This window comes from Paenibacillus rhizophilus, assembly GCF_003854965.1.
GTDB lineage: Bacteria > Bacillota > Bacilli > Paenibacillales > Paenibacillaceae > Paenibacillus_AQ > Paenibacillus_AQ rhizophilus.
On record NZ_RQPI01000005.1, the window covers coordinates 278,027 to 303,576 of the forward strand.

At 53.5% G+C, this 25,550-nt stretch carries 21 protein-coding genes; 4 read left to right on the forward strand and 17 right to left on the reverse strand.

Annotated elements, in window-relative coordinates; all coding sequences use genetic code 11:
* Nucleotides 1-114: 114 nt before the first annotated feature.
* From EH198_RS12035 to EH198_RS12075, 10 genes are all read right to left on the reverse strand, one after another.
* A complete protein-coding gene (locus EH198_RS12035; RefSeq protein WP_124695783.1) occupies nucleotides 115-2,304 on the reverse strand; it encodes a HelD family protein in 2,190 nt (729 codons plus the stop codon).
* A gap of 170 nt (nucleotides 2,305-2,474) precedes the next feature.
* Nucleotides 2,475-3,773, reverse strand: a complete 1,299-nt coding sequence (locus tag EH198_RS12040; RefSeq protein WP_124695784.1) for an NCS2 family permease — start codon at nucleotides 3,771-3,773, stop codon at nucleotides 2,475-2,477.
* 121 nt (nucleotides 3,774-3,894) lie between these two features.
* A complete protein-coding gene (locus EH198_RS12045; protein ID WP_124695785.1) occupies nucleotides 3,895-4,650 on the reverse strand; it encodes a tRNA threonylcarbamoyladenosine dehydratase in 756 nt (251 codons plus the stop codon).
* A gap of 12 nt (nucleotides 4,651-4,662) precedes the next feature.
* Entirely contained in the window at nucleotides 4,663-6,438 is a 1,776-nt protein-coding gene (gene aspS, locus EH198_RS12050) for an aspartate--tRNA ligase (RefSeq protein WP_124695786.1), read from the reverse strand.
* 63 nt (nucleotides 6,439-6,501) lie between these two features.
* Nucleotides 6,502-7,764, reverse strand: a complete 1,263-nt coding sequence (gene hisS / locus EH198_RS12055; protein ID WP_124695787.1) for a histidine--tRNA ligase — start codon at nucleotides 7,762-7,764, stop codon at nucleotides 6,502-6,504.
* A 712-nt stretch (nucleotides 7,765-8,476) separates the two neighbouring features.
* A complete protein-coding gene (locus EH198_RS12060) occupies nucleotides 8,477-8,905 on the reverse strand; it encodes a hypothetical protein (RefSeq protein ID WP_124695788.1) in 429 nt (142 codons plus the stop codon).
* Between the two features lie 39 nt (nucleotides 8,906-8,944).
* A complete protein-coding gene (locus EH198_RS12065; protein ID WP_124695789.1) occupies nucleotides 8,945-9,469 on the reverse strand; it encodes a type 1 glutamine amidotransferase domain-containing protein in 525 nt (174 codons plus the stop codon).
* Nucleotides 9,470-9,695: 226 nt separating this feature from the next.
* A complete protein-coding gene (locus EH198_RS24630; protein WP_185702853.1) occupies nucleotides 9,696-9,848 on the reverse strand; it encodes a hypothetical protein in 153 nt (50 codons plus the stop codon).
* Between the two features lie 189 nt (nucleotides 9,849-10,037).
* Entirely contained in the window at nucleotides 10,038-10,481 is a 444-nt protein-coding gene (gene dtd / locus EH198_RS12070) for a D-aminoacyl-tRNA deacylase (protein ID WP_124695790.1), read from the reverse strand.
* Between the two features lie 19 nt (nucleotides 10,482-10,500).
* The gene (locus EH198_RS12075; protein WP_124695791.1) at nucleotides 10,501-12,678 is read right to left on the reverse strand and encodes a RelA/SpoT family protein; all 2,178 of its coding nucleotides are present in this window, start codon (nucleotides 12,676-12,678) and stop codon (nucleotides 10,501-10,503) included.
* Between the two features lie 323 nt (nucleotides 12,679-13,001).
* Here EH198_RS12075 and uraA point away from each other — a divergent pair, with 323 nt between their 5' ends.
* A complete protein-coding gene (gene uraA, locus EH198_RS12080) occupies nucleotides 13,002-14,318 on the forward strand; it encodes a uracil permease (RefSeq protein ID WP_124695792.1) in 1,317 nt (438 codons plus the stop codon).
* 128 nt (nucleotides 14,319-14,446) lie between these two features.
* On the opposite strand, the gene EH198_RS12085 is transcribed toward uraA, so the two are convergent.
* The 6 genes from EH198_RS12085 to EH198_RS12110 all read right to left on the reverse strand — a co-directional run bounded on the left by EH198_RS12085 (nucleotide 14,447) and on the right by EH198_RS12110 (nucleotide 21,353).
* Entirely contained in the window at nucleotides 14,447-14,965 is a 519-nt protein-coding gene (locus EH198_RS12085; protein WP_124695793.1) for an adenine phosphoribosyltransferase, read from the reverse strand.
* Nucleotides 14,966-15,126: 161 nt separating this feature from the next.
* A complete protein-coding gene (gene recJ, locus EH198_RS12090) occupies nucleotides 15,127-17,538 on the reverse strand; it encodes a single-stranded-DNA-specific exonuclease RecJ (protein ID WP_124695794.1) in 2,412 nt (803 codons plus the stop codon).
* 31 nt (nucleotides 17,539-17,569) lie between these two features.
* The gene (locus EH198_RS12095) at nucleotides 17,570-18,532 is read right to left on the reverse strand and encodes a cation diffusion facilitator family transporter (RefSeq protein ID WP_124695795.1); all 963 of its coding nucleotides are present in this window, start codon (nucleotides 18,530-18,532) and stop codon (nucleotides 17,570-17,572) included.
* 117 nt (nucleotides 18,533-18,649) lie between these two features.
* Nucleotides 18,650-19,552, reverse strand: a complete 903-nt coding sequence (secF, locus tag EH198_RS12100) for a protein translocase subunit SecF (RefSeq protein WP_124695796.1) — start codon at nucleotides 19,550-19,552, stop codon at nucleotides 18,650-18,652.
* Nucleotides 19,542-20,792: a protein translocase subunit SecD gene (gene secD, locus EH198_RS12105; RefSeq protein ID WP_124695797.1), complete on the reverse strand. Its 1,251-nt coding sequence runs from the start codon at nucleotides 20,790-20,792 to the stop codon at nucleotides 19,542-19,544. Before secD ends, secF begins: the two co-directional genes overlap by 11 nt.
* Before the next feature lie 309 nt (nucleotides 20,793-21,101).
* Nucleotides 21,102-21,353 (reverse strand): post-transcriptional regulator, encoded by a 252-nt coding sequence (locus tag EH198_RS12110; RefSeq protein WP_246014220.1) that lies wholly within the window; start codon nucleotides 21,351-21,353, stop codon nucleotides 21,102-21,104.
* 260 nt (nucleotides 21,354-21,613) lie between these two features.
* On the opposite strand from EH198_RS12110, the gene spoVB reads away from it, so the two are divergent.
* Nucleotides 21,614-23,179, forward strand: coding sequence for a stage V sporulation protein B (gene spoVB / locus EH198_RS12115; protein WP_246014222.1), 1,566 nt, complete (start codon nucleotides 21,614-21,616; stop codon nucleotides 23,177-23,179).
* On the opposite strand, the gene EH198_RS12120 is transcribed toward spoVB, so the two are convergent.
* The gene (locus tag EH198_RS12120; protein WP_124695799.1) at nucleotides 23,180-23,926 is read right to left on the reverse strand and encodes a YetF domain-containing protein; all 747 of its coding nucleotides are present in this window, start codon (nucleotides 23,924-23,926) and stop codon (nucleotides 23,180-23,182) included.
* A gap of 211 nt (nucleotides 23,927-24,137) precedes the next feature.
* Here EH198_RS12120 and EH198_RS12125 point away from each other — a divergent pair, with 211 nt between their 5' ends.
* Complete coding sequence (locus EH198_RS12125; protein WP_124695800.1) at nucleotides 24,138-24,530, forward strand: TIGR04086 family membrane protein; 393 nt, start codon at nucleotides 24,138-24,140, stop codon at nucleotides 24,528-24,530.
* Nucleotides 24,531-24,632: 102 nt separating this feature from the next.
* Nucleotides 24,633-25,472, forward strand: coding sequence for a phosphatase PAP2 family protein (locus tag EH198_RS12130; RefSeq protein WP_246014224.1), 840 nt, complete (start codon nucleotides 24,633-24,635; stop codon nucleotides 25,470-25,472).
* Nucleotides 25,473-25,550: the final 78 nt, after the last annotated feature.

Here is a 25,550-nt window from a genome sequence, read left to right on the forward strand (position 1 = left end):
AACCGGCCGCGCCACCTCAACGCCCCACTCATTCAGGGCTCATCTTGTTAAGTCAGGCACGAAAAATACAGCCCGGAACCCGTTCCAGGCTGTATTTATATTCATCCTTTCAAGCTATTCCGTCTTCGCCGCCGACGGGGCTACCCACCATCCCGCAGCCGTCTCCCCGCCGTTCGCCGCTTCGCGCAAATAGTCCGGCATTCTGCCGTTATGCAGCAGCCAAAGCTCATGCAGCGCCCGGGTGCAGCCGACATAGAGGAGCTTGGCGTCCCATGCCGTTTCGCCATAAGAGTCCAGATCGGCGTCGGCCACAATGGCGGCATCGAACTCCAGTCCCTTGGACAAATAGAGCGGAAGCACCGAAAGCCCTCCCTGGTATTCCGCGATTCCGCCGTCGATCAGATGGATATCGTCAAAATGCGCCGACAAAACTTCGTAGAGATGCGCCGCTTCCGCCAACGTCCGGGTCAGGACCGCCACGGTGCGGTAATCTCTTCCGGACAGGTCTGCAAGCGCCGACCGGATATCGCTTTCCCGGCTCTCACCGTATTGAATCAGCCGAACGGGGCTGCCGCTGCGGAATACAGGGACGGCAAGCAGGTCGCTGCGAACGCCCGCCGACAGAATCCCGTTGGCAAAATCAATAATTTCCATCGTGGACCGGTAGCTTCGCGTCAGCGCGTGATACGATGTATGCTCCGGCGCGAACAGGGACTGCATTTCGTTCCAGCCATGCACCCCTTTGTAGGCATGTATTCCCTGCGATAAATCGCCGAGAATCGTAAAGGAATGACCGCGCACATACAGATCGAGCACCGCTATCTGAAACGGCGAGAAATCCTGGGCCTCGTCGATGACGACATGGTCGAATTTCTGCACGCCTTCGTCCCCGTTTAGAAGGTAATGAATATAGAGCAGCGGCGGTAAATCCTCCTCCAGCACCATTCCCTTCTTGAGCTGACTGCGCGTCTCCTTCAGCACGGATACAGGAATGGCCTCGGGGTCTTCGGCCGGCCAATCCGCAGGCGTCTTCACAGCGCGGAAGATTTGCTTGTAGATCGTCAACGGATCGTATTTGGGCCATTTGGCGCTATACGCCTTCTCGCGCTGCGCCCCTTTCTTCTTCCGTTCTTTCAGCGCCGCGGCGGAAGGGCTCTTCTTCAGCTCCATTTCGATCCAGCGGTGAATCCGGGCCGTTACCCTTTCCTTTCGTTTGGCAGGCGGATAAGGGGCGTATTCTTCATTATGCCACCTGAGAATCGTTCTGCGGGGCAGGACCGCCCCCTCCCACGGAGAGAAATCTCCTTCTGGAACAGAACTTGATTCCAGCCGCCGCACCGCATCTTCGATGATCCCCATCAGCACCGTCGACCCCTTGAAACGTCCGGGTGTCTGTTCCGTGATTTCCGGCATCCCGCCTGGCGCCTCGAACCAGCGGTTCAGCGTCTCCATGGCGTCATTTTGCGGCAGCTCCAACCCCAGCATATCCGCCGCCCAGTCGGCAAAGGTGCTCTGCTGAATGTTGCCGACGCCAAGCTCGGGCAATACATCGGAAATATAGTCCAGAAACATCCGGTTCGGGGCAAAAATAATCATCCGCTCAGCCGCCACCTGCTCCTTGTACTGATACAGTAAAAAAGCGAGCCTGTGCAGCGCCACCGTCGTTTTTCCGCTGCCGGCAACGCCCTGGATGATGAGCGCCGTGTTTTTTACCGCCCGGATAATGCGGTCCTGCTCTTCCTGGATAGTCGATACGATATCTCTCAGCCGGTTATCCTTGTTCTCTCCCAGGCGGTAGACCAGAAATTCATCCGACACCGCCGGACCATCGCTCTCGCGGTCGAAGGTGTCCGCAACCCGTTCCAAAATCCGCTTGCGGATCACCACGTTGCGCTTGAGATACACAAGCCCTTCGACAATACCCTCCGGTGATTCGTAAGAAGCCGGCTCCATGCCCCCGGTAAACGAATAGAACAGGCTCGCCACCGGCGCGCGCCAATCGATGACGAGCGGACGGTCGCTAACCTGTTCGCGGTCCACGCCGATTTTGCCGATATAGAGCGCCTTGCGTTCCCCGCCGCCGTTCTCCTCGAAGTCCAGCCGTCCGAAGTAAGGCTCCTGCCGGAGCTTGGCCAGACTGCCGCGTCGCTGCTCCCTCGATGCCTCCAGAATCTGTTCCGTGTAATCGTTGCCCGTGTACACCGGTGTGTTCTTCAGCGATGTCAGCTGCCGGTCGATTTCCGCAAGCGCTGTGGTCAGCCTTTCCTGCTCCTCTTGATAGGCACTTTGAAAGTTGTCCTCCAATTTCAGTTACCTCCTAAAAGTAATATGGGGGAAAGCCTTCCCCCGTCCATGTTAAGGCAAAACCGGTCCAAAGGAGCTTCGCTCCCTGTCGCCATGCTCGCACAAAAAGGATATTCATCATAGCACAGGTAAGGAGTAATTACCATATCCCGGAATGTGAAACCTGCATTTCAAAGGAAGGCATGAAGAATAAAATTCGCTGTAAACAGACCGGCAATGCCATACAAAGCAGGAGGAACCTCGCTGCTTCTGCCGAGCGCAAGCTTTGCGACGGGATAGGCGATGAATCCGAAGGCCATGCCGTCGACAATGCTGTAGGTGAACGGAATCATAACCATGATCAAAAAGGCGGGAAAGCCTTCGCTGGGATCGTTAAAGTTCATCAGGCGCACGCTCTGCACCATCAGGCCGCCGATAATGATCAGAATCGGCGCGATGGCGCTGTCCGGTATATAGGCCAGCGCCGGAATGAACAAGAACGTGGCGCCGAACAGCAGCCCGGCGATAAGCGAGGTCAGGCCGGAACGTCCACCGGCAGCGATTCCGGCGGACGATTCGGCGGCGGCCACGACCGGACTGCTGCCCAGCAGCCCGGCGGCGATGTTCGCGACCGAGAGCGCCCGCAGGCTGCTCTTGAAGCGTTCGGGATGTCCGGCCATCAAGGTCTGCGCGGAGACCAGGCCGATGTTCTCAAATACGACGATGAGCAGCAGCAGAAAGACGGCGATCCAGAACACGAGGCTGAGCACACCGGTCCAATCCATGCTGAGGAACACGTTCCCGTAGCCGGCGAAGAGAGGCCCCGTCTCTATCTTGTCCGGCCCGTGCCCTGCGCCGAGAAGGTAAGCAAGGCCGCTCCCGGCCAGCATGCTGATCAGGAGCCCGCCCCGCGTGCCGCGCAGGAAGAATACAATCGCCAGCAAAAGAGTGGCGCAGGATGTAATGACTGCGGGATCGCTGAAATGTCCAATGGCGACAAAGGTCGTCCGGTGGGCGATCACGATCTCGCTTTTTTGCAGGCCGATAAAGGTCAGGAACAGCCCGATTCCGACGGTAATCGCATGCTGAAGATTGGACGGAATCGCATCGCTGAGTATCCGGTAGAGCGAAGTGAACGCCACCAGGGCGAACAGGAGACCCGTGACGACGACAACCGCCAGCGCCTCTCTCCAGTCCAGCTTCATGGAATGAACCAGCGTATACGTATAAAAAGCGTTGATGCCCATGCCGGGCACTACGATAACCGGCGTCTTTCCGCCGAAGGCCATCAGCAGGCAGCCGGCGACGGCCGTCAGCAGCGTGGCCACCATCCCTGCCCGAAGCGGCATGCCCGCATCGTGCAGAATGGCGGCATTGACCATGACGATATAGACCGACGCGAAATAGGAGACGATGCCGGCTGCCCATTCCCGCTTCAGATTATGCTCCGGTTCAATCCCGAGGCTGCGGCGCCAAAAGTTGTTGTTCATGCAAGTTTACCTCCGGTATTACTAAGTATGCCAAAAATAACGCAAAATCCTTATGGTCAGCAAAAGAGCGAGCCGCCCGCTTTCGGCGCTCGCTCTTGCCTCATTCTGATTATAATCGTTTTTAAAGCTTGACCCCGCCGATTTCAAGCAGCTCGCGCACGGCGACGCTGACCATAATGAGTCCCGCCACCGGCGGCACGAACGCGTTGCTCGCCGGAGGCTGCTTCGCCTTCCGGATCTCGGGCGCGTTCTCCGGCACGATTTTGTCCGTCACATCCTGCCGGGGCTTCATCGGCTCCTCGGTCGAGAACACGACCTTAACGCCTTTTTTGATGCCTTCCTTGCGCAATCTCTGACGAATGACACGGGCGATCGGGTCCATCGTCGTCTTGGAGATGTCAGCGACCTGGAATTTCGTCGGATCCATCTTATTCGCCGCGCCCATGCTCGAAATCATCGGGATTTTGCGGGCGAGGCATTCCTTGATCAGATGGATTTTGTAATGAATCGTATCCGATGCGTCGAGGACGTAGTCGAGCTTGTATTTGAACAGCTCTTCATACGTTTCTTCGGTATAGAACATATTCAGCGCGATCGCTTCGCACTCCGGGTTGATCAGCTTGACCCGTTCCACCATCAGGTCCGCCTTCTTCTGGCCGACCGTTGTCGTCAGCGCATGAATCTGGCGGTTGATGTTGGTAATATCGACCGAATCCTTGTCGATCAGGATAATGCGGCCGACTCCCGTGCGGGCCAAAGCCTCCACTGCAATGGAGCCGACGCCGCCGATGCCGAGCACGGCTACCGTGCTGTTTTTCATAATTTCCAGACCCTCAGGTCCGATAGCCAATTCGGTACGCGAGAACTGATGCAGCATGATGTCAGCCTCCTATTTCTTGGCTTTTTCCTTGATAGCGACTCTGATGTGCAGTTCGTCCAGCTGCGCGTCTTTTACCGGTGACGGAGCGTCCATCAGCAGATCGGTCGCGCTGGCCGTTTTCGGGAAGGCGATCGTTTCGCGCAGATTATTGCGGCCTGTCAGCAGCATAACGAGCCGGTCGAAGCCGAAGGCGATACCGCCGTGAGGAGGCGTGCCGTATTCGAATGCGTCGAGAAGATAGCCGAATTTATCCTGCACTTCTTCTTTGGACAGCGAGAGCGCGTCGAACATTTTCTCCTGTACATCGCGCTTGTAAATCCGCATCGAGCCGCCGCCGACTTCGTAGCCGTTCAGCACGATATCGTAAGCCTGCGCGCGGATCGCGCCGGGATCGGTGTCGAACAGGGCTACATCTTCTTCGCGCGGACGGGTGAACGGATGATGCTCCGCCATATATCGCTTCTGTTCCTCGTCATAGCCGAGCAGCGGGAAGTCGGTTACCCAAGCGAACTTGTACACACTGTCGTCGATCAGCCCGAGCTGGCGGCCGATTTTGAGACGGAGGGCGCCGAGGACGTCGGCGACGACCTTCTTGTTGTCTGCGGAGAAGAGCAGCAGGTCGCCTTCCTCAGCTCCTGTGCGTTCTTTAACTGCTGCAATCTCTTCCTCAGTGAAGAACTTCACGATCGGACCGCGGAATTCGCCTTCCTTCACTTGAATCCAGGCAAGGCCTTTCGCTCCGTAGCGTGCCGCATAAGGTCCGAGATCGTCGATCTCCTTACGCGTCCAGGTGCCGCAGCCTTTGGCGTTCAGGCACTTCACTTCCCCGCCTTTTTCGATTACGGAGGCAAATACTTTCACGCCGCTGCTTGCGACGATATCGTTCATTTCGATCAGTTCAAGACCAAACCGCAGGTCCGGCTTGTCCGAGCCGTATTTCCCCATGGCCTCGGCATGAGTCAGGCGCTGGAACGGCAGGGCGAGATCTACGCCGATCGTCTCTTTGAACAGGCGCTGCATCAGGCGCTCCATCATGGCAAGCAGGTCGTCCTGGGACAGGAACGAGGTCTCGATGTCCACCTGGGTAAATTCCGGCTGCCGGTCGGCGCGCAGGTCCTCGTCGCGGAAACAGCGGGCGATTTGGTAATAGCGTTCCACACCGCCGACCATCAAGAGCTGCTTGTAAATCTGCGGCGACTGCGGCAGAGCGAAAAATTCGCCTTCATGCACACGGCTTGGCACGAGATAGTCGCGCGCACCTTCCGGCGAGCTCTTGGTCAGAATCGGCGTTTCCACGTCGATGAAGCCTTCTCCATCAAGGAAATCGCGGAAAATCTTGGCCGCTTTCGACCGGAGCAGCAGCGTCTTCTGCATTTCCGGACGGCGCAGGTCTAAATAACGGTATTTAAGGCGAAGCGACTCGTCCACTTCGACGCCGTCTTCAATGAAGAACGGAGGCGTCTTGGCTGCATTCAGCACCTCGATTTCGGTAACGCGCACTTCGATCTCGCCGGTAGGAAGATTAGGGTTCACGGTTTCCGGGTCGCGCTTGACTACCTGGCCGGTAACCGCAATAACATACTCGCTTCGCGTCTTGTCGGCAATTTCCAGCGCTTCGCCGGAATAATCCGGGTTGAAGACGGTCTGTACGATTCCGCTGCGGTCGCGAAGATCGATGAACAGAACGCCCCCAAGGTCGCGGCGGGTCTGTACCCATCCGCTTAATGTTACGGTCTGTCCAATATGTTCCGTCGTCAACTGTCCGCAGTTATGGCTTCTTTGCATGATATATCATACCCCTTTGTAATTAAAATCTAACTTTCATCGCCGTTCTGACAGACTCTTGGATCAAGCCTGCTCCGCCAGCACTTCTCCCAGATCTTCCAGTTTAACAGTGCGCTGCTCGCCAGTCGCCATGCTCTTGAGGGCGATTTCCCCGCGCTGCAGCTCTTCCTCGCCAAGAATAGCGGTATAACGCGCCGACATGCGGTCGGCGGATTTCATCTGGGCCTTCATTTTGCGTCCCAGGTAATCCCGTTCCGCCGAGAAGCCTTGGCTGCGCAGAATGAACAGCTGCTTGGTGATTTCGGCTTCCGCCTCTTCGCCGAGCGCTATGAGATACACATCCAGCGGCTTGGGCGCGTCCAGCTCCACCTTCTGGTTCTCCAGAATAAGCTGAATGCGCTCTAGTCCAATGCCGAGGCCGACGCCAGGCTGGTCCGGTCCGCCGATTTCGGCAACCAGGCCGTTATAGCGCCCGCCTCCGCCGACCGTGTCGATAGAGCCGATGCCGGCCGCCTTGTACTCGAATGCCGTGTGTGTATAATAATCGAGCCCCCGAACGAGCCGCGTGTTGACGGAATAATCGACGCCCATCGCATCCAGATGCGCCCGCACCTTGGCGAAGTGGACCGTACACTCTTCATCCAGGCTGTCCAAGATGGACGGGGCATCGACGAATTTCGCCTGATCGATCTTGCAGTCCAGCACGCGCAGCGGGTTGCGCTCCATGCGCCGCTGGCAGTCGCTGCACAGGCTGTCCTTCATCGGACGCAGGAAGCCGAGCAGCTTCTCCCGGTATGCGGCCCGGCTTGGAATGTTGCCGACCGAATTAATCTCGACCCGCACGCCGCTGAGGCCAAGGTCCTTGCAGAACTGGTAGCCGAGCGAAACGACCTCTGCATCGATCGCCGGATCGACCGCGCCGAACGCTTCCACGCCGAACTGGTGAAACTGGCGGTATCTTCCAGCCTGCGGACGCTCATAGCGGAACATCGGACCGATGTAATAGAGCTTGCTGACATCCGGTTCTCCATACAGCTTGTTCTGTACGTAAGCGCGGACGACTCCGGCCGTCCCTTCCGGACGCAGCGCCAGATCCCGGTCTCCCTTGTCTTTGAAGGTGTACATCTCGCCTTCCACGATATCGGTCGTCTCGCCGACGCCTCTTTCGAACAGCTCCGTATGCTCGAACATCGGGGTCCGGATTTCACGATAGTTGAAGCGCCGGCACAAATCTCTGGCTTTCTCTTCAACGAACTGCCATCTTTCCACCGCACCTGGCAGCACATCCTGCGTGCCGGTCGGCTTCTCGAATCTTTCTTTAGCCACAGCTGATCCCTCCTGAAAGTACCCTTGACCACTTTGAAAATTCCATAAAAAATCCCCCGCCCTGTTTGATCAACAGGGACGAGGGATTATCGCTAACGATCTTCACCCGTGGTACCACCCACATTCCGGCCGGAAACTCGAAGTTTCTGTCCGCTCCAAGCGGTTAACGCCCGCCTACGCGCAAACGGCTACTGACGCGGACATCCGCCGCTGTTCGCCGTGCGTTCTCGGGGAGGTCATTCATTCGCTCATCAACAGAATCCTTGCAGCCAAGTTGAATATTTACGTTGACCTCTTCCGAAGGCTTGGTAAAATTCAACGATGGGATTCCTCTCTGGGGTTGTGGGTGTCGAATTACTGGGTCCCGTCATCAAAACAAGATATTAAACCGTATATTGTTAGATTCTACTGAACCACTGCACTAAAGTCAAGGGATGTTTTCTCTCTCCAGCCGATTGGTTTCTATAGCTAACATCTCCACAAAAAAATGACCTGCAGCCAATTGCTGCAGGTCCAACGATATATATTATAAAAAAGGGGGTCATGGCTTTATTATAAACACAATATATTAAGCGATCATGATAGTAATATTACTCTTATATTACAGAAAAGAAAGCGTTTTATTTTTCTTGGATTACAAAAGCCTCCCGCGCTGTAAAGGCGCAGGGGCTTTTGTAAGCAAAACAATTATGCCGGCATGATGCCTAAGCTTTTAATCAAAAATTTCGACATAGGCATTCTTGCTCCGCAGGGTATGCACCACCGCGTTGAAATCCTCATCGCTCGCTTTGATTTCCATGACATAATGCAAATGATCCAAATCTCCGCCTGAGTACATCCGGTCCGCACGAAGATCATCCGTGCCAAGGGAATCATCGCCACTCAGCGGCGCTCTGTCGGCGTTATTGTCCGCCGTAACCACCGGCACGGCCGCTGGGGCAGCACCGAAGGCAGCAAAGGTAGAGCCGCTTCCCGCCAAATTATTCGGCGGCATCAGAGGAAGCAGCAACCGCCTGTCTTCCCCCAAAGGATCGGTTAACGCCCCTGCATTCAGCCCTTCTGCATCAAACGAAAGCAGCGCCGTCTTGGCGCCTTCCGCTTCGTCTTCCGTTCTGAAGTAAGCCTGAATCCGTCTGGTCATTCTTATCGCCTCCCATAATTTTAACTTAGGGTGATGCGCTTATTGGGTCACCTTGACTTGGAGCGCCTGCAACAATTCACGCACAAAGGCTGGCTCGTCTTTCGGTGTGCGCGACGTGATATAATTGCCGTCCACGACGACTTCATCGTCCTTGAACTTCGCGCCCGCATTGACCATATCGTCTTTCAGCGGCGGATAGGACGTAATGGTGCGGCCTTTCAGCAGTCCCGCGCTGATCAGGATTTGCGGTCCGTGGCAGATCGACGCGATCGGCTTGCCGGCGCTATCCGCTTCCTTCACGAATTTGAGAATATTGGCATCCAGCCGCAGTCCCTCCGGCGAGGAGCCCCCAGGAATAACAACGGCATCGTAATCGCTGGCTTTCACTTCGGAAATGGCCTTATCGGCCGTATAGGAGGCTTCGCCCTTTTTGCCTTTGAGCATCTCGCCCTTTTTCAGTCCAATAATATCAGCCTCATGTCCGGCTCCTTTAACCGCATCGTAAGGAACCTTCATTTCGGAATCTTCAAATTGAGCGGCAAGCAGAAAAGCAACTTTACTCATTGTAAAATATTCTCCCTTCTGTTGTTCTTGGTCTCGTAGTCTTATTACCCGAAATCGGCGTCTTTCTAACCCGGCACATAAGAAAAGCACCGATTGGTGCCCTTTCGAGATGTCGTCGAATCCTTCATTAGCGGTAGCTTTTCTTGCGATAAAAGAATGGTTCAGCTTAGCTGAAAACTTATACATTCTTTAATCTTCAAAAAAGCCGCCTGTTCCGGCCCTTCAGTCACGAGCGCGGCAGCAAATTGCGGCTTCTGCCTTTCAATACATGCTTGCTGAGCCATTCGTACTCCTTCACGCTTGCGGCGGCTTCCATGGGGCTTCCGACCGGAAGAGCCGCCAGAGTTCTCCAGGCCCAAGCTTTCGGCGGCTGTCTCATTCTTAGCACTCCTTGGCCTTTTGCTTGTCGTTCTTCACTTGAAGTTTGCCCCGGCCTCCAGCAGCCTATCCAGAAAATTGCCCCAACCCTATCAACAAGAAAACGGATGGTCCGAGAACTTATTTTAAGTTCTCAGCCATCCGTTTAATATCATACCGCCTCCGGCGACCCGCTAAACCTTAACTGCTTCTATCCCCTGCTGTCCAGAATCAGCGTAACCGGTCCCCAATTGATCAAGGACACATCCATCATCGCCCCGAAGACGCCTGTTTCGACTTTTAGTCCGGTTGCCGCCAATTCACGGTTAAAATAGTCATAGAGCCGCTCCGCTTCAGCCGGCGCAGCCGCCGCCATAAAGTTCGGGCGCCGCCCTTTGCGGCAGTCGCCATATAACGTAAACTGCGATACGGACAGAATCGATCCGCCCGTATCACTGACGCTGTGATTCATTTTTCCAGCCTCATCCTCAAAAATGCGCAGACCGGCGATCTTGCCCGCCAAATACTTGGCGTCCTGCTCCGTATCTTCATGGGTGACGCCGACGAGAAGCATCAGGCCTTCGCCGATCTCCCCGACGATCTTTCCATCAACTTCGACCCGCGCTTCCTTGCAGCGCTGTACAACCACTTTCATGAATCCCACAACTCCTGACTCACTGCATAATCCGGTGAACCGTGTAGACGTCCTTTACCCGTTTCACCTTTTCCACGACCGAATACAAGTGATCCGTATTGCGGATCAGGATGGTCATATGAATCAGAGCCATCTTGTTCTTGTCGGAACGGCCGGTGACCGCCGAAATATTCGTCTTGCTCTCGGATACCGCCTGCAGCACTTCATTAAGCAGGCCGTTGCGGTCATGGCCGGTAATCTCGATATCAACGCTGTAATTCGCCTCCATGCTGCCTTCCCATTCGACCTCGATGACGCGCGCCGCTTCCTCGCTCTCCTCCGCCTTGATGTTCGGGCAATCCGAACGGTGTACGGAAACGCCGCGGCCGCGCGTTACATAGCCGACGATGTCGTCGCCCGGCACAGGATTACAGCATCTGGCAAAGCGGACCAGCAGGTTGTCGATCCCTTTGACGCGCACGCCGTTCGTCGGCTGGTTGCGCTTCTCGGCGACCTTGATTTCCTTCTTCTCGGTCGTCAGTTCCAAATGGGCCGCCGCCGCTTCCTCCTGCTCCTTGCGCAGCTTCTCCGTTAAGCGGGTAGCGATTTGCGCCGCCGTTATGCCGCCGAAGCCCACAGCGGAGAGCATATCCTCTATATCGTTGAAAGCGAACTTTTTCGCCGCTTCCAGCAGCTTGTCGTCCGACATCCAGTCCGAAGGCTCGGTTCCGAGCCGCTTCAGCTCGCGCTCGATCGCTTCGCGTCCTTTTTCGACATTTTCCTCGCGCTTCTCTTTCTTAAACCACTGCTTGATCTTGCTTCGCGCATGCGAAGACTGGGCGATCTTCAGCCAATCCCTGCTCGGCCCGTAAGAGTGCTTCGAGGTCAGGATTTCCACGATATCGCCGGTCTTCAGCTTGTGGTCGAGAGGTACGATCCGCCCGTTCACCTTGGCCCCGATTGTGCGGTTGCCCACCTCCGTATGAATCCGGAAGGCAAAATCCAGCGGCACGGAACCCGCAGGCAGCTCGATTACTTCCCCTTTGGGTGTAAAAACGAAGACAAGGTCGGAGAAAAAGTCCATTTTCAGCGATTCGACAAACTCCGAAGCATCCTTGGCTTCATGCTGCAGCTCCAAAATTTCGCGAAAAAAAGGCATCCGGTTCTCAGGATTGGCGGCCCCGCCGCTTCCTTCCTTGTATGCCCAGTGAGCTGCTATCCCATATTCGGCTGTTCGGTGCATTTCCCACGTTCTGATCTGCACTTCCGTCGGTTCGCCGCCGGGGCCAACTACCGTCGTATGCAGCGATTGATACATATTCGCTTTCGGCATAGCGATGTAATCCTTGAAACGTCCGGGCATCGGCTTCCACAGCGTATGGATAATGCCGAGGGTGGCATAACAATCCTTGATGTTGTCAACGATAATGCGTATCGCGAGCAGATCGTATATTTCGTTGAACTGCTTGTTCTTGGTTGTCATTTTGTTATAGACGCTGTAAATATGCTTGGGCCGTCCCGAGAGGTCGCCTTCGATGCCCATTTCGTCCAGCTTGACACCTATGCGGGTGATGACGCTGTCGATAAACTGCTCGCGCTCGGCGCGCTTTTTGTGCATCAGATTGGCAATCCGGTAATACTGCTGGGGATTCAGATAACGGAGTGCGATATCCTCCATTTCCCATTTAATGGCCGAAATACCGAGCCGGTCCGCAATGGGACAAAAAATTTCAAGCGTTTCATAAGAAATGCGGCGCTGGCTTTCTTCTGACTGATACTTCAACGTCCGCATATTATGCAGACGGTCCGCCAGCTTGATAACAATGACGCGGATATCCTGTGCCATGGCGATGAACATTTTGCGGTAATTCTCGTTCTGCTGTTCTTCCTTTGACCGGAAACGAATGCGTTCCAACTTGGTCAGACCGTCCACGAGCATGGCGCAGGTATCGCCGAACTTGTCACGGATCTGCTCGAGCGACACCGTCGTATCCTCCACAACATCATGCAAAAGAGCCGCGATTATGGAGATGACGTCCATCTGCATGCTTACGACAATATCAGCCACCGCAAGCGGATGCAGGATATACGGCTCCCCCGATTTGCGCACCTGCCCGTGATGGGCCTGGTCTGCAAATGCATACGCCTCCTGTATGCGCGGAAGATCTTTTTCTTTTATATAGGCTCCGGCCCTTTCCAGTAATCGCTCAATGCCCATACTCGTCGTATCCGTTTCCTTTCTATAATAAAATGAACCCGCGTATTTTGCGCATCCGCAGGCAGGGTTCGGTTCTTTTCAATTTAAAAAATCCGACAACTTCTCTTATACTGAAAGTTTCCTATTATTATGACGCTTGCGGCGGATTACGTCAACACTTGCCATTCTGTGGCATTTCTGAACGATTTATAAGACGGTTGTGAAAAAAATAACGGACTTTGTGAAAATGTTGTTGAAAAAACGGTCCGATCTATTTAATCTAGTAAAGGCGGTTTTCCTTACAAGCCACGTTATGCTTTAAAACAATTAGAGGAGTGAATGTTTTGCAACGCGAAATTCAAGTCAACGAAAGACTCCCCCTGGGCCCCGGTTTTCTATTGAGCCTTCAGCATTTGTTCGCCATGTTTGGCAGCACGGTGCTTGTGCCCAACCTGTTCGGGGTTGACCCCGGAATGATTCTGCTGATGAACGGCATAGGCACACTGCTGTACATATTGATCTGCCGAGGCAAAATCCCCGCTTATCTCGGTTCCAGCTTTGCTTTTATATCGCCGGTTACGGCTGTGCTGGCTGCGCATCAAGACGATCACAGTCATGGTTATTCGCTTGCTCTGGGCGCTTTTATCGTAACGGGCGTAATCTTTGTGGTTGTCGCCCTGATCATACGCTATGCAGGAACGGGCTGGATTGACGTCGTTTTCCCGCCTGTGGTAATGGGCGCCATCGTCGCTACAATCGGACTTGAGCTTGTGCCGGTGGCCGCTGCAATGGCCGGGCTGATCGCTCCATCCGGCGCTGTAGATTGGAAACCGGATGCGGGCGCGATTACGCTCTCCATGGTTACTCTAGGCGTGACGGTTATCGGATCGGTTCTGTTCCGTGGATTCCCCAAAATCATTCACATTCTGATCGGTATCGTCACAGGATACGTCCTGGCTTATCTTATGCACAGGGTCGATACCTCGGCAATTGCGAACTCGCATTTCTTTGCCCATCCAACGGTTACTACGCCTTCCTTTGACTGGCAGGCGATCTTGACCATTATTCCGGTCTCCCTCGTCGTTATTGTCGAACACATCGGGCATCTGCTCGTGACCAGCAATATTGTGGGCAAAGACCTCGCCAAGAATCCCGGACTTGACCGCTCGCTCATGGGCAACGGCATTTCGACGATTATTTCCGGGTTTGTCGGTTCCACTCCAAATACGACTTACGGCGAAAATATCGGCGTTATGGCCCTTACGAAAGTTTATTCCGTCTATGTTATCGGAGGAGCGGCGGTTATAGCCATTTTGCTATCGTTCTCCGGCACGTTTTCTTCCATCATCGCCAATATTCCACTGCCGGTCATGGGAGGCGTGTCGCTGCTACTGTTCGGTGTCATCGCGGCTTCCGGACTGCGCATCTTTGTTGAACAGAAGGTCGATTTCTCAAAGCCGACCAATATGATTTTGGCAACGCTAGTTCTCGTAGTGGGCATCAGCGGCACCTCCCTTACCATCGGAGGCGTTCAGCTCAAAGGCATGTCGCTCGCGACAATAGTTGGCATTGTGCTCTCCCTGCTGTTCAAGCTGTTCCAGGTTCTTGGCCTGTCCAATGACAAGGAAGAGATCAAACAGGCCAAAGCGTCGGATGTTTGATAATATGCGCTCAGCATATCCATTCTAATATTTGCAAAAAGCCGGCAGCCTTATCGTACCTGAGTACGGTAATGACTGCCGGCTTTTTTATTTCCCGGAAAATAGCGAACTCTTCCTAGGGATAAATATCAATCTTCGTAGCTAAGAAGGGAAACCACTTCAACGTCAGGAAGCTTCTTACGGCCTTCAAGCTGCTCCAGTTCAATCAAAAATGCCGCTCCGACCACATTGCCTCCGAGCTGGTGAACAAGGTTAACCGCGGTTGAAATGGTCCCTCCCGTTGCAAGCAGGTCGTCGGCGATCAGCACATTTTGGCCGGGAAGTATCGCGTCGGTATGTACTGCAAGCCGGTCTTTGCCGTATTCCAGATCATATCCCGCTTCAATCGTATCGTACGGCAGCTTTCCGCTCTTGCGGATCGGTACAAAGCCTACACCCAGCGCATAGGCAAGAGGAGCCCCTACCACAAAGCCGCGGGCTTCCGGACCGGCGATGACATCGATATTCAAATGAGACACGCGTTCTTTCAGCGCGTCAATGGCTTGGCGGTACATCTCGCCATCCTTCAGCAGAGTCGTAATATCTTTGAAGCTGATACCCGCCATCGGAAAATCCGGAATCATACGGATAAATTCTTTGAAATCCAAAATAACTCCCCCTAAAATTTTTGATAGCATATACTTCTTCGAGACCCTTCGCAAAACTTGCTTCGGAAGCATTCGCTTAGTTTTGATAGCATATACTTCTTCGAGACTCTTCGCAAAACTCGCTTCGGAAGCATTCGCTTTCTCACAAGGCCTCAATGGATTTAGGATGCACCGAGCCTACGCGACTCCATCCATTCTTGAAGCTCGGCCGTACTCCCTTCCGTGAAGTACTGCTCCATTTCCGCCAATTCACTGAGGTACATGAAATGGCTTGAAGAAGCCAGGTCGCGAGCTGCGGGCCGGGTCACAAAGGATAATTGTCCCTGCTCCCTCATAATAAAATCAAGCTCTTCGAATACGTCCAGCATCATCTTCAGCATCCGCAGGCTCATCGGCGATTTCCGGCTCAGCCGCAGAAGGACTTCCTGCTCTGAAATTGGCTCGGCGGCGATGACGGCCAGCCATTTATATAGGGTCTTGAAATGATCTCTTGTTGGAACGAGCAGACGATCTCGCTCCTGGCGGAGCGAGTGCAGCAGCGCGATGTTCTGCACCTCCGGAAAAGTCTTAAGCAGCGCGTCAAGCTGCTGCGGCGACTCAGGCATATCCAGCAGGCATAGCAGAGATAATGGGTTCCCCGAATGTCCTCCCGCCGGCAGATCGTCTAAAGGAGAAATTCCTTTATATTGATCATATACCCAAAAGGACAACCCTTGCCATTCCGGCTGCTCCCGCTCGCGCAGCCGTTCCTTGCGGACCACCACTGCCGCAAGATCTTGCCTGGCGGCGGTCTGCGGCAGCAGCAAATCGAGCAGACGTTGTGTCCTGCCTGCAGCATCCCGCGCACCGCGGAAATCGAACAGCTGCGGCTGCGGGACCGCCAGGTCTTGCAGCATAAGCTGCGCCTTTCGGGACCCGTTCCATTCGTTGACGGACAATTCCGCAAGCACATCAATGCCGGTCCCTGACGGCAGCAGTTCCGCCAGCTCTCCCTTGCCGAAAGCGACGGCTTCGACCGTCATGCCTTCCTGCTGCAGAACCAGCTTCAGGTGACGATTGCCCTGGCCCATAGTACGTGTCTCTTTAACTGCCGCTCCCCGAACGATAAATTTCGGCAGCGGATTGCTCATTCCGAAAGGAGCCAGCAGCTCCAGCTCCTCGGCGGCCCGGAGCGATAAATCGGCAAGCGTATATTCTCCGTCCGCCGTGACCACAGGCACAAAGTGCTCCTCCGTCAGAACACCGGAAGCGAACTCCTCAAGCGCGGCGGCAAATGCGTCCAGGTTGTCACGGTGCAGGCTCATGCCCGCCGCCGCCGGATGGCCGCCGAAGTGATCCATGAGATCCGCGCAGGATGAAAGCGCCGCGTAGATATCTAGGCCGGGAATCGACCGGGCCGAGCCTTTGCAATAGCCCGTTTCCGGATGGATGTCCAGTATAATCACAGGCCGGTAGTAACGTTCGAGCAGCTTGGAAGCGACAATGCCGACTACCCCGACATTCCAGTCTTCCCCCGCCAGAACAATGATGCTTGGGAGTTTTCCGTCCTTGACTCTTTCTTCCAAGCGGACTAACGCTTCGGCAACAATCCGGTCAACGACCATCTGCCGTTCTTTATTCAGCATGTCCAGTTCTGCGGCAAGGCGCTCTGCCTCCACGGGATCTTCAGTGGTCAGCAGAGACACCGCCCGTCCGGCATGATCGAGGCGCCCGCTGGCATTAATGCGAGGCGCCAGCGCAAAAGCGACATTGACCGCGCCCACCTTCTCCACGTTTACGGCGCTCACATCAAGAAGCGCCCGAATGCCGGGATACTTTGATCGGCGCATACTTATAAGTCCCCTTCGCACAATGGCTCGGTTCTCGTCAAGAAGGGGCATCAGGTCGGCTACCGTTCCGATAGCTGCAATTTCCAGCCATTCTTCCGGAACTTGTCCGTCCAGAAGCGCCTGAGCCAGCTTGTAGGCGACCCCCACACCGGCTAATCCCTTAAAAGGATACGGGCAGCCGGGCAGCTTCGGATTGATCAGAGCATATGCGGGAGGCAGAACATCCGGAGGCTCGTGATGATCCGTAACAATAACATCCATCCCAAGCTCATTCGCATAAGCGATTTGACTGCAGGCACTGATTCCCGTATCCACCGTAATGATCAGCGAGACGCCCTGTTGGAGCGCCCAATCGAGCGCGTGGTTATGCAGCCCGTAGCCCTCATTGGAACGGTGGGGGATATAAATGTCGAAGGAGGCGCCCAGGTGCCGTAGAAGATGAATCATCAGCGAAGTACTGGATACGCCATCAGCGTCGTAATCGCCGTAGACAAGGATATGCTCCTCTTCCTCCAGCGCCTTTTTGATGCGGGGGACGGCCTCCTTCATCCCTTTCAGCAAGAATGGATCATGATCTTCTGCCACTGCGCCTTCTATAAAGCTAAGTGCTTCTTCCGGGTCGCTCATCCCTCTCGCGACAAGCAGGGATGCAACGAGCGGAGAAACAGAAAGTCTCCGGGCCAATTCCCTGGATTGAACGGGATCGGCTACCGGAGATTGCCATTTGGTTTTTGAATGAAGCAATGCGGTTCACCTTTCTCTCGCGTTGAGCCGGCTATTGCAGCAGCGTCGGCATTTCACTGTCCGTCAGCTCATAATTGGTTTTGTAAGGATACCCGGGTTCGTAAGGCACGATATCCATATGAACGTGGCCGACATGGACGAAACGGTGCTGCAGCAGCTTTTTGGCGCAATCCGCAATTTCGCGCGCTTCCATCACGCTGATTCGCGGATTGACGCTGATCGTGACCTGAAGATTGACATATCGGCCTTCCTCAAGCGCCTTTAAATGTTCCACGCGAATGACTCCATGAACTTTTTGAACGGTATCGATAAAATTGGCGGCATCTTCATGTGGAAGCTCCTGGCTATTCTTGCCGTAAATCGTACTGAGAATAAGCAAATATCCTTTGCGGAGAATAAGGCAAGCAGCAAGAAGTGCGGCGATCGGGTCCAGGTACAAGAGAGGATGCCAATTCAGATAGCCTCCGAGCATGGACGTCGCCACGCCGATTAACACGGTCAGCGAAGTATACAGGCTGAAGCGATGATTATCGGCATAAGCGGCATGACTTCCATTTCCGATTTTTTGGGCAGAGCGGTATTGATATTGAAAAATAGCTTCTTTCACCAGCAGAGACAGACAGATCGTCAACAACGCAAGTTCTCCTGAAGGATTCAGGTCCCCGCTCGTCAAGTCGCGGATTGCGGAAAAAGCGATTTGCAGACCGCCCATTAAAATTAGCACCGCAAACACAACGGATAATAAAGGCTCGTTCTTATTCTTCCCGTCCCGCGAATCCGGTTTCCGCGCCCTGTTGCCTTCTCCGCCGCTACGCCACGGAAGAATCTCGGCCAGCTTCGCCGCGGCATCCGCACCCGAGTATAAGGCATCAGCGATCAAAGCCTTGCTCCCCGAATAATAACCTGCGACTCCTTTAGCCAGAGCCAGCGCGAAATCGCCGGCAATTCCCGTCCAAGCCACCCGCTCGTTTTGAGACGAATACTTTTTATTCATCTGGGTTCCTCCTTGCCGCTCCATGTACTCGCTGTGCTGATGGGTATAATATCCGACATCCCGCCTGAGGTTTCAAAAGCCGCGTCGTCAGGGACGCGGCTTCGTTTAATGGATCATTTACGCTTTGGCAGGCTTGCTCTTGGGCTTAACCTTCTGGTTCTTCTTCAACAGCAGCCAAAGTGGACTTGCGATGAAGATCGAGGAGTATGCACCGAACAACAGACCGATAACCATGGCCAGAGAGAACATTTTGATCGACTCGCCGCCAAGCACCAATAGGAAGAATGCGGCGATGAATACGGTAAGGGCGGTGTAGAGAGAACGCATGATAGTCTGAGAGATACTCTTGTTGACGAGAACTTTCAGATCGTCGTAGGTCCTTTGCTTGCCGAAGCGCAGATTTTCGCGAATCCGGTCAAAAATAACGATCGTATCGTTAATTGAATAACCGATAATCGTCAGCACCGCGACAATGAATGTCAGATCCACTTCCAGTCGGAAAATGGAGAATACGGCAACGACCATGAATGCATCATGGATCAATGCAACTATCGCAGCTATCGCAAAGCGCCATTCAAAACGGATGCTTACGTAAACGATAATGCCCAGGCAGGAAATGAGAACCGCATAAATCGCGTTCCGGGCAAGTTCCTTGGCCATTTCGGTATCGACGGTGTTGACTTCAAACGACGCCTTATCGTCAAGCTTCGTAATGGCGCTCTTCAGCGCGGCATCCTGCTGGCTCGATAACACTTCGTCATAGCGGATGGTTACGCGCTGCGTTCCGGGCGTAATGTTCGGCTCGTGATCCGTTCCAATGTTACCGATAACTGTACGGATCTGATCCACCGTCAAATTCTTGGAAAGGGAAACGTCGACGTTGGACCCGGCTTTGAAATCGACGCTGTAATTCAGATTGAATATCGCGAGGAATATGATACCCAAAATCGTAAGCGTGATGGAAAAAATATAGAAATACTTGCTTAAGTGAACGTAATCGAGCTCTTTCTTAAAGCGCACTGATTTCACTCTCCTTTACCCCGAATTGCTTCGGCTTGCTCAGCTTGCCGGCCTTAACCAGCATATTGAGCAGCCAACGGGCGAAATAAAGGTTCGTAAAGATGCTGAGCAGAATTTCTACAATCAGCACGAGCGCGAAGCCTTTTACCGAGCCTGTACCGAAAGCGAACATGACGGCCGCGACGATAATCGTGGTGACGTTCGAGTCCATAACAGTACGGAAGGAGGACTTGCTGCCTGCCTTGACGGAGGACATGATGCTCTTGCCGCTCCGCATTTCTTCCCGAATTCGTTCATTTGTAATAATGTTGGCATCAACCGCCATCCCGATCCCGAGTATAAATGCCGCTATACCCGGAAGCGTCAAAGTGAAATCGGCAAACACGAAGACCAGAATCAGCAGCCATGTGTGCAGAATCAAGGCAAAGCTGGCGATCAGGCCAGGAACACGGTACATACCGATCATAAAGAGCAGAATAAACACTGAACCAATCAGGCCGGCTTTAACCGTCTGATCCAGGGACTGCTTGCCCAAGGTTGCGCCTACGCTTTGGGAGTATTTCTCCGTCAGCTTCAGCGGCAGGGCTCCGAGATTGATCGTATCGGCCAGATTCCGGGCTTCCTCGATTGTATAATTCCCCGAAATCGATGCGGTTCCTTCCGTAAGCTCCGCTCTTACTTGCGGATCGGAAAGCTTAGTATCATCCAGGTAGATGGCCAGATGCTGACCGAGCAGACGCTTCGTAATTTCCGCAAACTTCTGTTTATCTTTAACCTTGATGCTGATTTCGATCTGATTCAGGCTGTCGCGGCCGATGGTCGCGGCGTTCTCAACGAAATCGCTTCCTACCAGCTCGATTTTGCTGTACGTTCCTTCGGCGTCGCCAGGCGCGGCGCTGCGGAAGGTAAGCACTGCCGGCTCCTTCATCTTTTCACGAACCTCAGCTTCATTGGTGACACCGGCGATTTTCAGACGGATTCGATCTGTTCCTTCGGTGGTAACCTCCGGTTCGCTCGTTCCTAGTACGTTGGCCCGTTTCTCAAGGCTGGCAGCGGTCTGCAGCAATGAAGCCCGGGTTATTTCCTTGCCTTGCTCGGAAGGCTGGGCTTGGTATAAAATTTCGAAGCCGCCCTTCAAATCAAGACCCAGCCGTACTCTATCAAGCAGCCCGGGAGTCGATACCGCCATTACGGCTGCCAAGACGAGCACGGTAATCATGAAGCTCAGAAGTCTTTTCATGCTCTTGCTAGTTCCCCTTTCTTAAACTCAATATTCCTATTATAGCTACGCGCCAAATCAGCGTCAATTCAGCAAGCATTGGCAGCGCTGTGTTCGCGGCGTTCCTCCGGCAAGCTCCTATAAATTATAATCCTGCCTGACGGCATGCGGAAACAAGCGGCCAAAAGAGCGCCGCAATCAAAAAGAAACGGCAGCCCTCAGCCGCTTGCCGGGAATAGCCATCCGTTTCCTGAATTTCTATGAAGTTACCTTTCTCCTACTTTACGCCTTTGTGAAGCCGTTTGCACAATAACCTGGGCAAAATTCCGTTCATTTTAGTCCCTTGTACATGGAAATGGTCAAATAATTCATATAGGTTGTTACTTTCAGGGAATAGATGTCATTCACGATTCTGTGGAGCGGCGGCGTTCCTTCCTTGGCATAATTCCGGCTGGCACATTCCCAAATATCCTGGGCGGTTACATATTCATAGCCGAGAAGCCGAAATTCCTCCGCTTTGCTGAGACACATGGCTTCGATCTCCTTGTCCAGCAGTTCTTCATCCTTACGCTCCGATTCCACGTGCCCACCCCCTGTTACGTCTATGAACATTGTCCATGAACTCTCTTCATATATTTTATAATATTCGACTTATTAATATTCGACCTTTATTCGCGCTTTCCTTCTTTACCGTCAAAATGTTATGCGGGGAAGACAGTCATGTCCGATCACATGCGGCATATCCATTTAAAAGGACAACGTTCGGCTGCCGCCACATTTCACCCCGGAAGAAGGAATGCCGTTTGAGGAAACCGAAGAGGCAAAGCTTTATATATGGAACGATGATACTGCTCTCGGCTGGAATTGTTAACCGGATGCTGGGCTTCATTCCGCGCATTATCCTGCCGCGTGTAATTGGAGCCGAGGGTGTCGGCTTGTATCAGCTGGGCTACCCTTTCTTTTTAGTACTCGTTACGGTCATTACCGGAGGGATTCCGCTGGCCGTTGCCAAAATGGTGGCGGAAGCCGAAGGCAAGGGACATCCGGAGCGGTCGCGCCGAATCCTGCATACGGCTCTGGGGATCAGCATCTCGCTGGGCATTCTGTTTACGGGAATCGCCCTTGCCGGCGCATCCTGGGTATCCAACGTTATTTTAACAGACAGCCGTGTATATTATACGTTCATCGCCATGATTCCAATGCTCACCATTGTCGCAGTTTCCGCCGTTTACCGGGGTTATTTTCAAGGTCTGCAAAATATGATTCCCTCCGCGCTGTCTTCCGTGTTGGAGACGGTAACGCGAATTTTCTTCATGCTGTGGTTCTCTTGGCAGCTGCTTCCAAAAGGGATCGCCTTCGCCGCAGCCGGAGCCATGCTGGGAGTTACCGCGGGTGAAATTACAGGGATGCTGGTGCTGCTTATCCAGTACTATTCTGCCTTAAAAAAGGACAAACCGGAGCCTGACCAGCAGAACGGCAAACCGGTTGAAGCGACAAAACAAGACCCGGCCCTAGGGAGCGCCGGCCGGAGCGGCGGAATATTGAGACGTCTGCTTGGCATTTCCGTCCCCGTAACCGCCGGAAGGCTCGTCGGATCGTTTTCCTATTTGCTGGAATCGATTATCACTGCGCGGAGCCTTGCCATGGCAGGGATTGCCACTTCAATGGCAACTGCCCAATACGGCTCACTTCAGGGTATGGTAATCCCGCTGCTCTTATTGCCGGGCGCGCTTACCACCGCGCTTGCCGTCTCGCTGGTGCCTTCCCTGTCCGAAGCGTCGGCCCGGCGCGATCTCAAGGCGATTCATAAACGGATTCATCAGGCCCTGCGCCTGGCCATGGTCACAGGTGCCCCGTTCGCCGTGCTTATGTATGTGCTTGCCGTCCCTTTATGTACCCTGCTGTACGGCAGTTCAGACACTGCTCCCATGCTGCGAATGATGGCGCCGTTCGCCCTGTTTCTGTACGTTCAAGCTCCGCTTCAGGCTGTCCTTCAGGCGATGGACCGCCCAGGAACGGCATTGATCAATACATTGATCGGCGCGACTGTGAAAATTCTGCTCATCCTTTCGCTCGCCTCAAGACCGGAATACGGAATCAACGGCGCTCTGATTGCTATTATTGCCAACAGCATCCTGGTCACATTGCTGCACGGTTACAGCGTCGTCAAATTGATCTCCCTTCGCTTGAAGCTGAACGACCTGCTCAAGACTGGCGCGGCGATGACGATCATGGGCGCCGGCGTAAAATATATATACACCCACATATCGATAGCCGAGGCCCAGTGGATGCAGTTTTTGTTCGCGTCCGCTCTCGGCATGGCGCTGTATCTGGGGATTTCCCTGTTGACCGGACTATTTTCCCGCCGCGACCTTGAACGAATTCCACTTATCGGCCGATGGCTGTAGTTATTTGGAGCGGTTATGGTCCACATACAGCTTGCCTTTGTGGTCGATCGAACAAAGAAATACGTCGCGAAAATCCGAAGCGCCTTTTTGCCGAATCTGATCTCTAAGCCAGAAGCGTGTTTTCCCAATCATCTCCAAATTATTATCCTGTACCTTGCCGTCCATAATCAGCGGCACCGGAAGTCCCTCATACCGGATTTTGTCTTTAGGGAACTCATTGACGGACGCTTCCTCGTCCGAAATGTTTTTGCCTGAACTGCTGTTCCCTGAACGGTTGGAGGAAGATATGTCATTGTCTTTCTCAATTACGGTCAGTTGTCCCGTAGGCTCCAATATCGCGAATTCAACATCCGCAAGGCTGGTAATATTTTGTCCTCTCAACTGCAGCAGCAGATCGTCAATATTATATCTTTGTTTACGCATTTCCTTACGCTGGATTTTGCCGCCAGAAATCAGAATGCTCGGTTTGCCGTCGATCAGTAGCCGCAGCTTGCGGCTCTTCAGGCTGAAATGGGCCAGCACCACCTGTGTCAGAACTAGCGTCACCATTGGCACGATTCCGTCATACAGCGGACGCTCAATATCTTCGATTGCGAATACGGCAATTTCGGCGATCAGAATGGAAATCGTAAGGTCGAATACCGACAGCTTCCCTATCTCCCTTTTCCCCATGATGCGCAAGCTCAGGAAGATGAAGAGATACATCAGCAAGGTCATAAAGATATGTGCGGTGATGTGCCGGAACATATTGCTTCGCTCTCCTTTACAGGTCCCCGGGACAACAGCGCCGGACGGAACAATGTAGTCCTATTCTGACCGTGAGTCCCATGTAACATTCGGAAACCCTGCGCTCAATTACTGGTAAAAGCCAGCCCATCGCTTTCGTGTACTATTGGGGCAAGCCGTCTCATAGTATGAAGTAACTGAATTTGCACTTGGAAAAAGAGGAGGCTAAACCATGGATTTGCTCCGTAAACTGTTCTCGCAGAAAATCGGGAATCCCGTGTTGTCAGGCTTGTTCCGGGCTTTTTTGTGGATGCTGCTGGGAGCGTTCATCCTTTCGCTGCTGCTTTGGGGAAGCGGGCTGAGCGAACACGATCTATCGCTGTATACCTATGTTGTACATGGACTGGCTATCGCCTTCGGAGGCTGGACGGCAGGCAAAAGAGCCATCAGCAGGGGATGGTATCAAGGCTGCCTTACAGGCGCTTTTTATGGAGTCATTGTACTGCTCATCGGTTTCTTGGCTTTGGACAGCCCTCTGAAGGCGCCAGATCTGCTGTGGATTGCGGCTGCGGCGTTCATCGGTGCGCTTGGAGGCATGTTTGGAGTCAATTTCCAGAAAGTATAAAATTTATATTTTCAAAAAAATTGAAACGGCGCTTCCCAAAATGTGATACACTGTCATCATCTAATTGCTGTTTTTTGCACATTCAAGGAGGCTTTGATCCCTTTGCTTTACCAATCTATGAATACTGTTTCAGGGTTTACCGTAGTGATTGTCTTTCTGCTGATCGGCCTTGTCACCCGCCGAAATCCGTTTATGGCACTGGTTTACCTCGCCAAAGAAATGCTGAGATCCTACAAACTCGTGCTTCTGATCGCCGGCATGTCCGGTGTGCTGGCCCTTAACAAATATGAACTGCAAATTGAGAAAAAACTGAATCTCACTTCCGATTTTACCGGTTTTGTATTCGGTCTCGAAGGACATTTCGTTCAGGCAGTACAGCATCTCTTCTACACTCCTTGGCTGACTCCGATTATCGTGTTCTTTTATATTTTTATGCTGCAATCGGTGCTTGCCGCTTCGCTTGGAGTATATCTGATAGACAAAAACCGTCTGATGCTCTACGCGACCTGTTACGCCGTTATTCTAAATTACGCAATTGCCATTCCCTTCTATCTTTATTTTCCGGTAAATGAGGTTTGGTCCTATGCACCCGCAGGGGTCCGGTTCGTGATGCTGGATGTATTTCCGAGATTTGAGCAGGAGTACCGGGCGTTGTCCGGACTTGATAATTGCTTTCCCAGCCTCCACACTTCTATTTCCATGACAACGGCGCTGCTGGCTTTCAGGTCGGGCAACCGACGCTGGATGACAGTCGCGGGTGTTTCGGCCGCCGTCATTATTTTCGGCATTTTCTATCTGGGCATCCACTGGTTTACCGATATGATCGGCGGTACCCTGCTGGCCGTGCTTTCTTCCTCTCTCAGCGTTCAACTTGCCAAGCTTACGCTTCGCGGTGGCGAGGCATCTCTGCGGGTTGGAAGCGAAGCTACCCCTTTGCAATAGGCTGTCAGTATCCCCATTTGGTATTGAGCGCTCCTTTTCATGCGCAAGGCTTATATCATTCATCGAAGAAGTCCCGAA